Consider the following 14,875-nt stretch of genomic DNA (forward strand, 5'->3'; position numbering starts at 1 on the left):
AGCCGGGCTGTGCCGGGTTAACGGTTGAGCATGCGGCGCACCGAGCCGGGGACCGCCTTCTTGATCCGGGTGCGGATCCGCTCCGGCCGAGCCGTCTTCGGCGGTGCCTGCTCGCGGAGTGCGGCCTCCTGGTCGCGCAGCCACTCGATGCGCTTGACCAGCACCTCGGGCGAGGTGGCCAACGCCGGGCGGACGGCCGGCGGGAAGGCGGTCGCCTGCCGGGTGGCGTCGAACGCCGCCGCGCTGTCGGCGTCGTTGAAGGAGTTGCCCAGGTCGTGCTTGTTCAGGAACTGGATCATCGTCTCGTACCGCTGCTTGTGGCCGTTGACCATGCCCGAGTAGTCGGCCTCGTCGTAGAGCTGGGCCGCGTCCACGTCGGCCGGCACGTCACGCATCACGCGGTGCGGGATCTCGAAGTAGCGGGCCAGTTCCAGGGTGCGCGAGTCGTGCGCGAAGAGGAAGCCCGGCGTACCGGCGAGCAGCGAGACGATGGTGCCGTGGATGCGGGTGCCGAAGTTGAAGTCGAACCCGGAGAGGTAGTCGATCCAGGTCCACGGGTCCACGAACATCCGCACCTTGTCCTCGGTGAACAGCGGGTGCGTGGTGTGGATCGGGATCTCGCTGCTCTTGCCACGGTCCTCGGGGGAGTCGCCGAAGAGCAGGGTGCCCAGCGTCTTGAGGTCCTGCGGGATGTAGCGCAGGTTCTCGTAGCGCTGGTGGTGCGTCTTGATGATCTGCGCCATCGACTTGACGTACGGCGAGACGGTCAACGCGATCCGGTCGTACGGCCCGATGAACGTCTTGCGCTTGTCCACCGGCAGGGTGTCGCCGTGCAGGAACATCGACGGGCAACCGATCACGTCGACGTTGGAGAAGCCGATCGTCCGCAGGTAGTCGGCGGTGATCTCACCCCGGACGCCGATGCTCGGTGAGCGGTCGAGGACGGCCCGGCAGAAGCGGCTGACCTGATCGTCGATCGGCCGCAGGTACTCCCGGTCACCGTCGACGTTCGTCTGCACACCGACCCCGAGCACCACGACCGGGATCTTGAGCCGCTCGATCAGCCGGCTCATCGCGTCGAGCCGGTGGGCGTAGCTGCGCCGGAACGCGTTCGCCAGCGGGACCACGAAGACGTCGTACTCCTCGTTGATCCGGTCACTGTCGCGCATGTTGACCGTGAAGCCGTTGGGCGTGATGGTGGCCGCACGGGTGGCCAGCAGCTTGTTCGCGGCGTGACTGAAGACCAGGTTGCCGGCGTTCTCACCGATAAGGTTCCGCTCGAACGTCTCCTCGGGCGAGTTGACGTCGAAGGGACCCTTCCGGGCCCGCATCAGGATCCGCTGGTGCATCGCTGACTCTGCCTCTCGTCGGTGCCGCCCCCCGCCTCGGCATGCCCAGCGCACCACCGGGCCGGATGGCGGGGTGGGTGCTCATCCAAGTCCCGGGAATAGTAGGCCACCGGGGGACCGGTTGACACCTGAGCCACATCCGCCCCATTGCGCCGGCCTCCCCGCCCGGTTCGAGGGGGAGTGCCCGCACCGGTATGGTGCCCGGAATGACCAGCACCACCGTCGTCGATAGGCCGCCCTCCACCACCCGACGCGGTGACGCCAGTCGATTGCCCTCGTTGACCGGACTGCGCTGGATCGCCGCGCTGCTGGTCTTCGGTTTCCACGCCGGCACCATGCGCATCATCGCCGAGCCCGGTCACCAGGCGGTGGTCGGCGAGATCTTCACCTTGGGCCTGTCCGGCGTGCAGTTCTTCTTCATCCTCAGCGGCTTCGTGCTGGTCTGGTCGGCCCGGGTCGGTGACTCCCGCCGCCGGTTCTGGCGTCGCCGGCTCGCCAAGATCTATCCGAACCACCTGGTGATGTGGGCGCTGGCCATGCTCGCGGCGCTCTGGTTCGCCGACCCGATCAACCCGGTGGCCGCGCTGGAGAACCTGTTCCTGCTCCAGGCGTGGGACCCGCGACCGGGCTACTTCTACAGCGTCAACAACGTGAGCTGGTCGCTCTCCTGCGAGCTGTTCTTCTATCTCTGCCTGCCGCTGGCGTTGCCGCTGGTCCGCCGGGCCAGGCCGTGGATGCTGTGGGCCGTGGTGATCGCCATGCCGCTGCTGATCCTGGCGCTCTGGCCCGGTCAGTTGCTGGTGCCGGAGCAGAGCCGGTGGTGGTTCGCCCAGATCTTCCCGCTGGTGCGGTCGCTGGAGTTCTGGATGGGCGTGGCCGCCGCCGAGCTGATGCTGCGCGGTCGCTGGCGCGGGCCCCGGCTGCCGCTGGCCACCGTGATCTTCGTCGCGACCTGGGTGGCGGCCTCGCAGTGGATCCGGGCCGAGCTCTGGGCGGCCCTGCTGTCGGTGGCGTACGTCCTGGTGATCGCGGCGGCGGCGGACGCCGACGTGCACGGCCGCCGGTCGCCGCTGCGCTCCCGGCTGATGGTCTGGCTGGGCGAGGTCTCGTTCGCCTTCTACCTGGTGCACGTCTTCGCGATCATGACGATCCTGCGGCTCACCGGAGACTGGGGCACCGGCCTGCCCGGCTGGTGGGGAGTGCCGGCGGTGATCGGGTTCCTGCTGCTCACCCTGGCGCTGGCCGCGTTGCTGCACCGCTACGTGGAGCAACCGATGATGCGGCGACTCGCCCCGAGCCGCGCCGCTTCCGCCCCGCCACCCGCCGCCGGGGCCGCCGGGCCGCCCACCCAGCCGCCCGCAGAAGCGGGCGCGGAGCCGCCTGCGGGCTCGCCCGTGCAGCCACGTACCGGGTCGCCCGCCGGGCTGCCGAGGCAGCGGGTGGCGGGTGACGAGCCGAGCACCGCCGGTCGGCGCGACCCGCACCGCTGAGTCCATGGTGGATCGTCCTCCTCGGCCGTCCGACCTGCTGTTTCGTGTGTCATCGGCGGCGCGTCGCCGACGCGACACGCCCGTCGCCGATGCGATTCGACGGTGGTGGCGGTAGCGTGACGATGTGCTTCCCGTCGCGTCCGCCCGTCCCCTGTGGTGGCTGGCGCGCTGGGCGACGCGGCTGCTGACCGGGTTCGCGGTCGCCGCCGCGTTCACCCTCGGCGCCTGGGCGATGCCCGCCCAGAGCGGCCCCGCCGGGCACCCCGCCGTCGACCGGGTCGCGTCGTCCGTCCTGCTCGCGCAGTCGCCCCACGCAGGCTGGCAACCCACGTCCTCCGGCACGCTGGTCGCAGTGGCCGCCACCGGGGTCGTCGACCGTGTCGACCCGGTGGGCGTACCCGGACTGCTGCCGGAGGCGCGCCCGGAGGCGCAGCGGCCCGCCGCGACGGCGGTCGCGGGTCCGGCGACATCCGTCCCGACGACGGTCGCACCGGCCGCTCACGGTGCCCGCGCCCCACCCGGCGCCTGACCTGACGCCTCGCTGCGGCCCGCCGACCGGACTCCGCCGCAGCCCGTCCCGCAACGCCCGGGACCTCTGCCCGCGATGCACCCCGTCACCGCCCGCCCGGTCCCGTGGCGCCGCCACCGGACGACCGGATGCCGGCGCGGTCCGCTGTCAGCGCACCACTGCCCACGAGGTACCGCCATGGAGAAGACCGTCCTCTACCAGTTCCTGATCGAGGTGCCCCGAGCCGCCGCTATCTGGTCGGTGCTGCTCCTGCTCGCGCTGGGCATGCTCACCGCCCTGGTCGCCCGGCCCGAACCGGACTCGTCCGGCGCCGACGAGACCACCGGCCCGGCCGACGACCCCGCCGAGGCCGAGGCGGCCGATCTGCGCCGCTACGCCGGTGAGGTGGCCGTGGCCGCCGCCGGGGCCGCGCAGAACGCCGCCCGGCGGCAGGAGGCGTGGCGTACCGCTCAGACCGCTCTCGACCGGGCCTGGGCCGGATTCGACGAGGCGGAGAGCCGGGCCCGGCGGCTCGCCGGGGCCACCGCACTGCCGGCTCCCCGCACCCCGCGCACCGCCAGCGAGTACGCCGCCCGGGAGCGCTGGCTGCACCATGCGGCGATGCAGGCGCACTGGCGCGGTGACCTGTCGGCGCGGCAGCTCACCGACGTGCTGGCGCGTCGGGCCGGCTGGGATCCCCGACTGCACCCGGCCGAACAGGAGGTGGTCCTGGCCCGGATCGTCCGCGACAACCACCGGGCCGCATACCGGGCCGCCGCCGAGCGGGAACGGGCCGCCTGGAGGGAGGCCGAGCTGGCCACCGACGCGGCCCGGGTGCTCTCCGCCGAGGCGTACGCCGCCGCGCAGCGCGTGCGGCCGAACCTGCTCCCGGCGCCCGCCGTCACCGCCGTCGCACGTCCGGCCGCAGCGGTCCTGCGGTGGCGCCCGGCGCGCGTGGGGTGACCCGGCTCGGCGACCGGATAGTCCGGCCGGATTGGGTGAGCCCGGTCACATCCATCGCCGGAACGGACGCCGGGGCGGGATCCGCCCGAGACGTGACGCGATGCCCGGAGACATTGTCTGCGGGTGGTCCACCTGTCACCGCCTGTTGCGTCGATCGCCGTCGGTCCCGTTGCGCGACGTCGCTGACCGAACGCCCGAAAATCATCGACCTGGATCATGTTTACGCAGGTCAGAGCGGGTTGGCAGGGCAATGGCCGGCCAGTAGTGTCGGCCCGTCCGATGCGGTACCCGATCGCAGGAGGCGACGCCGCATCGACCCGCCTAATCGTGGTCTCACGAACCGGGGACCCACCGCACCACTGGGGTGAATCCGCGAGCCTCGGCTCACGGTAGGGCCGTCTTCCCGCCCGAACCCGTCAGCTAACCCGGTCGGCGGTGTCGGAAGGAGCTTTTCCTCTCGTGCATCCCCTCGTCGTACCCCTTGAGTTCCCGCACCTCCACGGCACCGCGGTGCCCGCGCTCGTCGGGCCGTCGGCCACGAGCTGACTGCGACCACCGCCCCGCCCGGTATCCGGGCGTCGCCCCTCGCACGGCCGTCCCCGTACTCGGGTGGTCCTCGACAGGTCCTGTCGAGCTGACCGCCGGAGCGGTTCGCCGTGCCTCCCTGAGCCCCGTGGAGGACTCCGTGAAGCAGACCGTCACGCGCCAGCTACGCCGGCTGGCCACCGAACGCCCCTACCAGGTCGTCGCCGCCTCGGCCGCCGCGCTGGCGCTGGCCACCGGTGCCGGTGCCGTACTCGTCGGCACCGAGGACACCCCGGCCACCGCGCACACCACGACCGCCGTCGCCGAGTTGCGCGGCGACACCGCGGTCTCCCGCGCCGAGGCCCGGGTGGAGCCGACCCCGTCGACCCCGCCGGGCAGCGCGGCCCCGAGCAGCGCCGCGCCGTCGCCGTCGCCCTCGCCGAAGGCCACCTCGGCGGCTCCCTCGCCGGTGGCCACCAGTGCGAAGGCCGCCCCGAAGGCGCCGGCGCGGAAGGTCCTGGACTACGACTTCCAGGCGCAGACCACCGGCTACTACTGCGGCCCGGCCGCGGTACGCAACGCGCTCAGCGCCGCCGGTGTCGACCGTGACCAGGACACCCTGGCCGTCCAGCTCGGCACCACGTACGCCGGCACCAACTCGGCCCAGGACACCACCCGGGTGCTCAACGCCACGGTCAAGGGCGAGCCGTACTCGACCACGATGTTGCCGGGCGGCTCGGCCAGCCCGGCGCAGATGGACCAGCTCCAGGCCGACGTGGTCGAGGCGATCACCGACGGGCGCGGTGTCGTGGTGAACGTGGCCGGCAGCGCCACCGACACCGGCGGCGGCTGGCACTCCTTCCCCGGTGGTCACTACGTCGCCGTGGTGGGCTACGAGGACGACGGTCGACTGGTCAAGATCGCCGACTCGGCCGACGCCTCGTACTACTCGTACTGGATGACCACCATCGATCTCGCCCACTGGGCCGCCACCCGCGGCTACTCCTCCTGAGATGTAAGGAAGGGTCCCCTGCTAACGCCTCGTGCATAGCAGGGGACCCTTCCTTCCCTCCAAGTGGCAGACTTCGCGCATGAGCGAGGAGTCGGGCGACCGGGCGGTGCTGGTGCTGCTGCACGGGATGGGTGGCACCGGCGACGTGTGGCTGCCCTGGGCGCCGCTGTTGCAGGAGCGGTGGCCGGGCCGGTGGTCGGCCCCGGATCTGGCCGGTCACGGCGCCGCGCCGCCGCTGCCGGAGTACTCGTTCACCGCTCTCGCCGACCGGGTCGCGGGGAGTCTCGCCCCCGGTGACCGGATCGTCGTACTCGGACACTCGCTCGGCGGGGTGGTCGGCCTGGCGCTGGCCGCCGCCGACCGGGGCGTGGCGGTCGACGCGGTGGTGGGCCTCGGCATCAAGGCGGTCTGGTCCCCGGCGGAGCTGGCCCGCGCCGCCGACCTGGCCGCCCGGCCGGTCACCTGGTTCGGCACCCGCGAGGAGGCGGCCCGGCGGTACCTGCGGGTGGCCGGCCTGACCGGGTTGCTCGGCCCGGAGCAACCGGCGGTGGACGCCGGGCTGCGGCAGGTGGACGGGCGGTGGCGGCTGGCCATGGACCCGGCCGCCTTCGCCGTCGGCGAACCCGACCTGGCCGCGCTGCTGGCGACGATCGACGTGCCGGTCCTGCTGGCCCGAGGCGAACACGACACGATGGTCACCGACGACCAGCTCCGGGCGTACGGCGTACCCGTGGTCACGTTGCCCGGTCTCGGTCACCACGCCCACGTCGAGGACCCGGCGGCGGTGCTGGCCCTGCTCGACCCCTGGCGCTGAGACCGCTCAGGTGGCGCTGGGCAGCGCGGCGTCGGTCGTGGCCCGGGGTGCCGGGGCGGTCCAGGTCGGGTCCAGCTCCCGCCGGGCGGCGCCCAGGAACGCCTCGGCGTACGACTCGGCCGGGAAGTCGCCCAGGTAGCGCCGACGGGTCGCCCAGCGCGCCTCGGCGAGCGGATCGGTGTCGAGCAGCCGGGTCAGCACGTCGTCCAGGTCGGACATGTCCCGGCGCAGCACGTAGCCGGTGGCGGCGAGGGGGAACCGCTCGACGAACCGGTCACCGTCGACACCGGTGTCGGTGACCACGTAGGGCTTGCCCGAGTACAGCCAGTCGGAGACCACCCCGGAGACGTCGGAGACCAGGGCGTCCGCCCGGTTCACCGACTCGGCCAGGGTGAGCCGCCCGGCGGCGGCGCCGAACACGTGCTGACGGCCGGTGCGGGAGCGGTCGGCGGCGAGCAGTTCGTGCAGCCGGGCCAGGCGTCGGGCCGAGGCCGGATGCTGGTTGGTGTACGGGTGGGCGCGCAGGATCACCGTGGCGCCCCGGTCGAGCAGCCGCCGCAGCAGCGTCTCTGCCATCGGCAGCGAGCAGTAGTCGGCGTCGGCGTGGTGGCCGGTCCAGGTGGGGGTGTAGAGGACGGTGGGGTTCGTCAGCCCCCGCGTCGGCTGGTGGCGTACCTCGATCGCCTCGACCTGCGGGCGGCCCACCACCACGAACTTCTCCGCCGGGATCTCCACCCCGGCGCGGGCGTACCGGTCGATGGCCGCCTCGCCGGCCACGAAGATCCGGTCGAAGATCGCCGACACCGGGTTGGCGCTGGGCGCCTTGTCGCTGTCGCCGTGGTGCAGTTGGACGTGGGTGAGCTGGGTGAACCGGATGCAGTGGCTGTTCTTCGCGCCGTGGTTGACGTAGAACGCCACCCGCAGGCTCGGCACCAGCACCTCGTCCATGGTGCGCAGGGTGGGGCAGTAGACCACCGGGGCGGTGGTGGCCGCCGCGATGGCGGGCAGGAACTCCGGCTCCCGCAGCATCACCACGAACGGCCGACCGATCCGTTCCAGGTACGGCAGCCACATGGTGACCTGGTACTCCGACCCGGGCGGGGCGGAGAAGTGGAGCACGAACTCCGGCTGGTGCCGGCGCAGTGCCCGGGTGACCGCCGACCCGCCGGCCGCCGGCCGGAACCGGCGGCGGGCCAGGTCGAGGGTGACCGCCCCGGCGGCGGCGCCGACCGGCAGGCAGAGCAGCAGGGCGACCACGGCGGGCAGGCCGGCCAGGGCGGCCACGGCCAGCGCGGCGAGCAGCCCCGCCACCGCGTCGTCTCCCCGGGCGGCGACCTGCGGCACCCAGGTGCGTACCGGCAGGTTGGCGGCGCGGATCTCCAGGTTGCCGGCGGTCCGCAGCGGCCCGGTGACCAGCACCAGCCCGAGCAGCACCAGGGCGGTGACCACCAGGATCGGGTCGAAGCCGCCGTCGAGCTGTCGGGCGTAGCCGACCAGGATCCCGGCGGCGAGCAGGGCGGTCTCCGCGACGCTGTCGGCGCCGGGTCGCACCCGGCGCTCCCAGACCGTGGCGGCGAGCGCGGCCACCGCCAGCCCGAGTCCCCAGGTGGTCGCGCCGGTGAGCGCGAGCACCAGGAACGCCAGGACCGCACCGCCGGTGCTCAGGCCCCGGGCGGCCAACTTCGTGACCAGGTCACCACGCATCTCGGCGCTGCCTTCGTGCTCGGCGTCGGCGGGTCAGCCGACGCGGGTGCCGCTGCTGGCGTCGGCCTGGGTGGGTACCGGGGCGGGAGCCGGCGTCTCGCCGGGCGGCCGGCGTACGTCGATCACCTGGCCGGTGAGTTCCGAGATCAGCACGTCCAGCGAGGCCTGGGCGACGGTCTCGGCGGCGAGCAGGGTGTGCTCGGGCTCCGCGCCGAACGCCTTGGTCCGCATCGGGGTGGCCGTCCGCTCCGGGTTGATGATGTTGACCCGTACGCCGAACTCGGCCCACTCGTCGGAGAGCGCCTGGGTCAGGTTGACCAGCGCCGCCTTGGTGGCCGAGTAGAGCGCGTAGTCGGCCCGTCCCCGGGTGTAGGAGCTGGAGGTGTAGAGCAGGAGCTGGCCCTTGGTCTGCTGGAGGTAGGGCAGGGACTGGCGGGCGACGGTCACCGGGCCGACGAAGTTGACCTGGAGCACCCGGTCGATGGTCTCCTGGTCCATCTCGGCCAGCGCGCCCTTCTCCAGGATCCCGGCGGTGACCACGACGTGGTCGATCCGTCCGGTGGCCTCGAAGGCGGTCCGCAGCGCGGCTTCGACGTCCTCCGGCCGCTCCACGTGCGTGCCGGTGCTGGAGCGGCTGAACGGGAAGACCTGGGCGCCGTGGCGGCGGGCCAGCTCGGTCAGGTCGTGGCCGATGCCGTAGCTGCCGCCGAAGATGACGATCGTGCGGCCGGTGACCTCTTCGCTGTACGCCCGGTGGTCGGTCAGCCGGGGCACCTTGGCGGCGGCGAGCTGGAACAGCTTGTCGGCCAGGTGCACGTCGACCGGGTGGGTGACCTTGATGTTCTCGTCCGAGCCGTCGATCACCTTGATGGGCACCTGGGGCAGGTAACGCAGGACCACGCCGCAGTCGTCGGTGGCGGCGAAGTTCGGGTCACCCTCGGCCTGCCGGTACGCCTCCCGGATGGTGCTCGACCGGAACGCCTGCGGCGTCTGGCCCCGGCGCAGCGTGGCGCGGACCGGGATGTCGGTGATGCACTCGTCCTCGTCGACCTGGATGATCGTGTCGGCCGACGGGATGGCCACGTCGACCGCCGCGTACGTCCAGAGGGCGTTCACGCACTCCCGGACGATCCGGCCGCTGAGCAGGGGCCGTACCGCGTCGTGGAAGAGGATGTTGCAGTCCGCCTCGCCGACGGCGTCCAGCGCGATCCGGGTGGTGGCGTTGCGGGTGTCGCCGCCCTCGATCACCTTGGTGACCTTGCGGAAGCCGGCCTTGTCGACGATCCGCTGCGCCTCGTCGACGTGACCGGTGGCCATCAGCACGATGATTTCGTCGATCTCCGGCGCGGCCTCGAAGACGGCCAGGGTGTGCTCGATGATCGGCTTACCGGCGATCTTGAGGAGCTGCTTGGGGATGCCGAGGCCCAGTCGCGTGCCGGTGCCGCCGGCCAGCACCACGGCCACCGTCCGCGAGGGTCGCCACGGTGCCGGGTCGTCCGGCTGGCTGCCCGGGTCGGTGGTCAGGTCCTGCGTCATCGCGGGTCCTCGCTCTCGGGGTACATGGCTCGCGGGGAGTGTCAACGTGGGGGGTGTCGCCGCCGCTGGCGACGGGATGAACCTTAACGCGCGGACCGCGCCACCCCAACGGGCCGACGCGGTCCGCGCGACGTCGTCGAGACGCCGGACGTTCGCCTGGACTCTACTTGCCGTTGGTGAACGCCTCGTACGCCTTCAATACCTCGGCGGTCGGTCCGTCCATCCGAATCAGGCCCGATTCCAGCCAGATTGTCCGTTCGCAGGTGTCCCGGACCGAGGAGAGCTGGTGGCTGACCAGGAACACCGTGCCGGCGCTCTCCCGCAGCTCGCGTACCCGCTTCTCGCTGCGCTTGCGAAACGCCTTGTCGCCGGTGGCCAGCGCCTCGTCGATCAGCAGCACGTCGTGCTGCTTGGCCGCCGCGATGGAGAAGCGCAGCCGGGCCGACATGCCGGAGGAGTACGTCCGCATCGGCAGGGAGGCGAAGTCGCCTCGCTGGTTGATCCCGGAGAACTCGATGATCTCGGGGACCTTGCGTTGCACCTCGGCCGGGTGCATGCCCATGGCCAGGCAGCCGAGCGTGACGTTGCGCTCGCCGGGCAGGTCGTTGAGCAGCGCCGCGTTCACCCCGAGCAGCGACGGCTGCCCCTGGGTGTAGATCGCGCCACGCTCCACCGGCAGCAGGCCGGCGATGGCCCGCAGCAGGGTGGACTTGCCGGAGCCGTTGGTGCCGATCAGCCCGACCGCCTCACCCCGGTACGCGGTGAAGGTGACCCCGCGCACCGCGTGCACCTCGCGCACGTTCGGCGCCGAGGTGCGGCTCACCATCCGCTTGAACGCGGCCACCGGGCTGGTGTTGCCGGCGGCGCCCTTGTGTACCCGATAGACGATGTGCGCGTCGTCCACCACCACGGTCGGGATGCGTTCCTGGATCCGGGGCAGGGTGACCGTCACGTCGTTGGACATCGCCAGGTGATCAACCACGACCGTACTCCTGTTCGCCGCGCCAGAAGAACAAGTAGCCGCCGATGCCCATCACGACCGCCCAGCCGGCCGCGATCAGCCAGGTCAGCAGCAGGGAGTCGTTGAGCAACGGGGCCTGCTCCAGCAGGGCGGTCCGGGCCAACTCGATATAGACCAGCATCGGGTTGAACTGCACGATCCCGACGGCCCAGCCGGGCAGGTTGTTGGAGAAGAGCTCGACGCTGTAGAGCACCCCGGAGCCGTACATCCAGGCCCGCAGCACGAACGGCATGACCTGCTTGAGGTCGCTGGCCTTGGCGCCCAGCCGGGCCATCGCCATGGTCAGCCCGGCGTTGAAGACCGTCTGGAGCAGCACCGCCGGCACCAGCATCAGCCACATCAGGGTGATCGGCTCGCCGGTGACCACCACGATGCCGACCAGCACCAACAGCGAGCCCAGGAGCTGCTGGAACTGGGTGGCGGTGATCGCCAGCGGCAGGCAGGCCCGGGGGAAGTGCAGGGCCCGGATCAGGCCGAGGTTGCCGCTGATCGCCTGGGTGCCCTGCTGCACCGTGGTCTGGGTGAAGTTGAAGATGAACAGACCGGTGGTGAGGTAGGCGATGAAGTTCGGGATGTCCCGGTTCTGCTCCAGCACCACGCCGAAGATCAGGTAGTAGACCGCCGCGTTGCTCAGCGGAGTGAGCACCTGCCAGAGCTGCCCGAGTCGGGCGTTGCTGAACGAGGCGGTCAACTTGGCGTTGGCGTACGCGGCGACGAAGTGCCGGTAACGCCACAGCTCACCGCTGTAGCGGCGGAGTGAGGGCCGCTCTCCGGCCACGCGCAGGCCGTGGCGGGCGGCCACCTGCGCGGGAGTGAGGCCGGAGTCGGGGTCGGCCAGCGTGGTGTTGGCCATGGGGATGGGCGCTCCGATCTGTCGTGCGGCGGATACGTTCGCGACGATGGAATCTAGCGTGGAGCGCCGCCTCGCCGCTGCGTGGACAGTAGTCCGAAAGACGTCGGGACGCAACCGTACCGTCGTTGCGCTACATTGTTGTTCGTGACAGTGGAGAAGAGTCCCAGGTGACGACCGAGAAGAGGCGCGCGCCGGCCGGTGCCGCGGTGCTCCGTGGAGAGATCACCGCGGCCATCCGGCGGGCCCTGATGCACGAACTGGCGGCGGTCGGCTACGGCCGGCTCTCGATCGAGGCGGTGGCCCGGCGGGCGGGGGTCAGCAAGACCGCGATCTATCGCCGGTGGAACTCGAAGCTCGACCTCGTGCTGGACGTGGTCTCGGCCGTCGCCAGCCGGAAGCTGCCGATGCTGGACACCGGCACCCTCGACGGGGACGTGCGCTTGCTGCTGCTGGTCGTGACCGGTGCGTTGGGTCACCCGATGGCGACACAGATCATCCCCGATCTGCTCGCCGAGGCGGCGCGCAACCCGCAGATCGCCGGCACGTTGCAGAGCACCCTGAACGACTACCAGGACCGCATCGGCGAGATCGTCATCGGACGGGCGATCGAGCGGGGGGAGTTGCCCCCCGGTGCGGATCCGCGCGCGGCGGCCGACCTGATCGTCGGGCCGGTCTACTGGCGGCTGGCCATCGCCCGGGTGCCGCTGGAGCCCTCCGAGTTGGCCCGGATGGCGGAGGCGGCCGTGGCCGCACTGCGCGTCGTCTGCGCGAGCCCGCGGGAGGAGGTGCCGTGAGCTGCGCGGACATCCGTCCGCTGAATGAAGCGTGAACGCGGACCGGACGCCACGTGAGTGCCATTCCCGACTCCCGCTCCAAACGGACTAGTATCGCACCCCGAACTCGCGAACAAGTCTTGTGACACGGGAGGACCTTCATGACTGGCCAGCGTCCGGACTTCATACCGCCAGCCCGGCCGATCATCGGCGAGGCCGAGATCGAGGCGGCGGTCAGGGTGCTGCGCAGCGGCATGGTGGTGCAGGGGCCCGAGGTAGCGGCCTTCGAGCAGGAGTTCGGCGAGGTGGTCGCCGGTCGGCACTGTGTCGCCGTCAACTCCGGTACCTCGGCCCTCCAGTTGACCCTGCTGGCGCTCGGCGTCGGCCCGGGCGACGAGGTGATCGTGCCGTCCTTCTCCTTCGCCGCCAGCGCCAACGCGGTCCGGCTGGTCGGTGCCGAGGTGGTCTTCGCCGACATCGAGCGGGACAGCTTCTGCCTCGACCCGGATGCGGTCGCCGCCGCGGTCACCCCGCGGACCGTCGCCGTCATGCCGGTGCACCTGTACGGCCACCCGGCCGCGATGGACAAGATCATGGCGGTGGCCGAGCGGCACGGTCTGGCCGTCGTCGAGGACGCGGCCCAGGCCCACGGTGCCGGCCTGCACGGCACGCCGGTCGGTGCGTTCGGCATCGCCGGTTGCTTCAGCTTCTATCCCACGAAGAACATGCACTCCCTGGAGGGAGGCATGATCAGCACCGCGGACGCCGGGTTCGCCCGCACCCTGCGGCTGCTGCGCAACCAGGGCATGGAGCAGCGGTACGCCAACGAGATCGTCGGCGCCAACATGCGGATGACCGACGTGGCAGCGGCGATCGGCCGGGTGCAGTTGACGCAGTTGGCCGAGTGGACCGCACAGCGCCAGGCGAACGCGAAGTACCTCGACTCGAAGATCACCAACATGATCACCCCGCCGGTGGCGGACGCCGCCCGGCACGTGTACCACCAGTACACCGTCCGCGTCCGAGGCGATCGGGACGCCGCCCAGGAGCGCCTGACCGAGCAGGGCATCGGCAACGCCGTCTACTACCCGACCCCGATCCACCGGCTCAAGCCGTACCTGGGTGCGGACGGCCGGCCCGGCCCGTGGGAACTGCCGGAGACCGACCGGGCCGCGGCCGAGGTCATCTCGCTGCCGGTGCACCCCACGCTGGAGCAGAGCGACCTCGAGCGGATCGCGGACGCCGCCAACCTCGCCGGCGGTGCCCAGTGAGCAAGCGGCAGAGCGACAAGCTGCGGGCCGGTCTGATCGGTCTGGGCGCGATGGGGCGCAATCACGCCCGGGTGCTCTCCGGTCTGGACGGCGTCGATCTGGTCGGCATCGTCGACCCCGTCGGTGACCCGAGCGGGCAGCTCCGGGCGCCGGTGCTGCCCGACCTGGGCGAGCTGCTGGCCCGCGACATCGACTACGCCGTGGTCGCCTGCCCGACCGCGCTGCACGAGCAGATCGGGCTCGAACTCGCCGCGCACGGTGTGTCCGCGTTGATCGAGAAGCCGCTCGCGCAGTCCGTCGAGGCGGCGACCCGGATCGTGGAGGCGTTCGAGAGCCGCGGACTGGTGGCCGGCGTCGGTCACATCGAGCGGTACAACCCCGCCCTGCAGAACCTGCGGACCCGCCTGGAAGCGGGCGAGCTGGGCGAGGTCTACCAGGTGGTGACCCGGCGGCAGGGCCCCTTCCCGCACCGGATCGCCGACGTCGGCGTGGTGATGGACCTGGCCACCCACGACATCGACCTGACCAGCTGGGTGACCGGCCAGGAGTACGTCTCGGTGTCGGCCCGGACGGTCTCCCGCAGCGGCCGGCTGCACGAGGACATGGTGGCGGTCATCGGTACGCTCACCGACGGCACGATGGTCAATCACCTGGTGAACTGGCTCAGCCCGCTCAAGGAACGGTCCACTGTGATCACCGGCGAACGGGGCTGCTTCGTCGCCGACACCCTCACGGCCGACCTCACCTTCTATGCCAACGGCGCCATCGGCACCGAGTGGGAGGCGTTGCGGGCCTTCCGCGGCGTCGCGGAGGGCGACATGATCCGTTACGCCGCTCCGAAGCGGGAACCCCTGCTGGTCGAACACGAGCGCTTCCGGGACGCCGTGGAGGGCAAGCAGAGCGACATCGTCACCCTTCGGCAGGGCCTGCGGACGGTGCAGGTCGCCGCAGGGCTGTTGGAGGCGGCCGACGCGGGCAAGGTCGTCACGGTGGCACCGAACCACGACACCGAGCTTGCCACCACCCGCTAGCTGAGACCGGATCCAGGGGAGAATC

13 protein-coding genes and 1 riboswitch are annotated in these 14,875 nt (G+C 71.6%); of the genes, 8 read left to right on the forward strand and 5 right to left on the reverse strand.

What is annotated here, in order from left to right; genetic code table 11:
• Positions 1–17 precede the first annotated feature (17 nt).
• Positions 18–1,349 carry a polysaccharide pyruvyl transferase family protein gene (locus ACIBO1_RS15380; protein ID WP_396746304.1) on the reverse strand — a complete coding sequence of 444 codons (1,332 nt, stop codon included), beginning with the start codon at positions 1,347–1,349 and terminating at the stop codon, positions 18–20.
• A 206-nt stretch (positions 1,350–1,555) separates the two neighbouring features.
• Between ACIBO1_RS15380 and ACIBO1_RS15385 the strand changes: the two genes are divergently transcribed.
• The 5 genes from ACIBO1_RS15385 to ACIBO1_RS15405 all read left to right on the forward strand — a co-directional run bounded on the left by ACIBO1_RS15385 (position 1,556) and on the right by ACIBO1_RS15405 (position 6,661).
• A complete protein-coding gene (locus ACIBO1_RS15385; protein ID WP_396746307.1) occupies positions 1,556–2,839 on the forward strand; it encodes an acyltransferase family protein in 1,284 nt (427 codons plus the stop codon).
• Between the two features lie 124 nt (positions 2,840–2,963).
• Positions 2,964–3,368 carry a hypothetical protein gene (locus tag ACIBO1_RS15390; protein ID WP_396746310.1) on the forward strand — a complete coding sequence of 135 codons (405 nt, stop codon included), beginning with the start codon at positions 2,964–2,966 and terminating at the stop codon, positions 3,366–3,368.
• A gap of 177 nt (positions 3,369–3,545) precedes the next feature.
• Positions 3,546–4,310: a hypothetical protein gene (locus ACIBO1_RS15395; protein WP_396746313.1), complete on the forward strand. Its 765-nt coding sequence runs from the start codon at positions 3,546–3,548 to the stop codon at positions 4,308–4,310.
• Positions 4,311–4,618: 308 nt separating this feature from the next.
• A riboswitch (cyclic di-AMP (ydaO/yuaA leader) is annotated at positions 4,619–4,760 on the forward strand.
• A 223-nt stretch (positions 4,761–4,983) separates the two neighbouring features.
• Entirely contained in the window at positions 4,984–5,847 is an 864-nt protein-coding gene (locus tag ACIBO1_RS15400; protein WP_396746316.1) for a C39 family peptidase, read from the forward strand.
• 79 nt (positions 5,848–5,926) lie between these two features.
• Positions 5,927–6,661 (forward strand): alpha/beta fold hydrolase, encoded by a 735-nt coding sequence (locus tag ACIBO1_RS15405; RefSeq protein ID WP_396746318.1) that lies wholly within the window; start codon positions 5,927–5,929, stop codon positions 6,659–6,661.
• A gap of 6 nt (positions 6,662–6,667) precedes the next feature.
• Here the strand turns inward: ACIBO1_RS15405 and ACIBO1_RS15410 are convergent, their stop codons facing one another.
• The 4 genes from ACIBO1_RS15410 to ACIBO1_RS15425 all read right to left on the reverse strand — a co-directional run bounded on the left by ACIBO1_RS15410 (position 6,668) and on the right by ACIBO1_RS15425 (position 11,775).
• Entirely contained in the window at positions 6,668–8,365 is a 1,698-nt protein-coding gene (locus ACIBO1_RS15410) for a CDP-glycerol glycerophosphotransferase family protein (protein ID WP_396746321.1), read from the reverse strand.
• A 33-nt stretch (positions 8,366–8,398) separates the two neighbouring features.
• On the reverse strand, positions 8,399–9,901 hold the full coding sequence (locus ACIBO1_RS15415; protein WP_396746324.1) for a D-ribitol-5-phosphate cytidylyltransferase: 1,503 nt from the start codon (positions 9,899–9,901) through the stop codon (positions 8,399–8,401).
• Positions 9,902–10,064: 163 nt separating this feature from the next.
• On the reverse strand, positions 10,065–10,865 hold the full coding sequence (locus ACIBO1_RS15420) for an ABC transporter ATP-binding protein (protein WP_117227541.1): 801 nt from the start codon (positions 10,863–10,865) through the stop codon (positions 10,065–10,067).
• Between the two features lie 10 nt (positions 10,866–10,875).
• The gene (locus ACIBO1_RS15425) at positions 10,876–11,775 is read right to left on the reverse strand and encodes an ABC transporter permease (RefSeq protein ID WP_396746327.1); all 900 of its coding nucleotides are present in this window, start codon (positions 11,773–11,775) and stop codon (positions 10,876–10,878) included.
• Positions 11,776–11,942: 167 nt separating this feature from the next.
• Between ACIBO1_RS15425 and ACIBO1_RS15430 the strand changes: the two genes are divergently transcribed.
• The 3 genes from ACIBO1_RS15430 to ACIBO1_RS15440 all read left to right on the forward strand — a co-directional run bounded on the left by ACIBO1_RS15430 (position 11,943) and on the right by ACIBO1_RS15440 (position 14,850).
• A complete protein-coding gene (locus ACIBO1_RS15430) occupies positions 11,943–12,569 on the forward strand; it encodes a TetR/AcrR family transcriptional regulator (RefSeq protein WP_396746330.1) in 627 nt (208 codons plus the stop codon).
• Between the two features lie 140 nt (positions 12,570–12,709).
• The gene (locus ACIBO1_RS15435; protein ID WP_117227538.1) at positions 12,710–13,819 is read left to right on the forward strand and encodes a DegT/DnrJ/EryC1/StrS aminotransferase family protein; all 1,110 of its coding nucleotides are present in this window, start codon (positions 12,710–12,712) and stop codon (positions 13,817–13,819) included.
• Complete coding sequence (locus ACIBO1_RS15440) at positions 13,816–14,850, forward strand: Gfo/Idh/MocA family protein (protein ID WP_396746333.1); 1,035 nt, start codon at positions 13,816–13,818, stop codon at positions 14,848–14,850. Before ACIBO1_RS15435 ends, ACIBO1_RS15440 begins: the two co-directional genes overlap by 4 nt.
• Positions 14,851–14,875: the final 25 nt, after the last annotated feature.

Source organism: Micromonospora sp. NPDC049903 (assembly GCF_044460945.1).
GTDB lineage: Bacteria > Actinomycetota > Actinomycetes > Mycobacteriales > Micromonosporaceae > Micromonospora.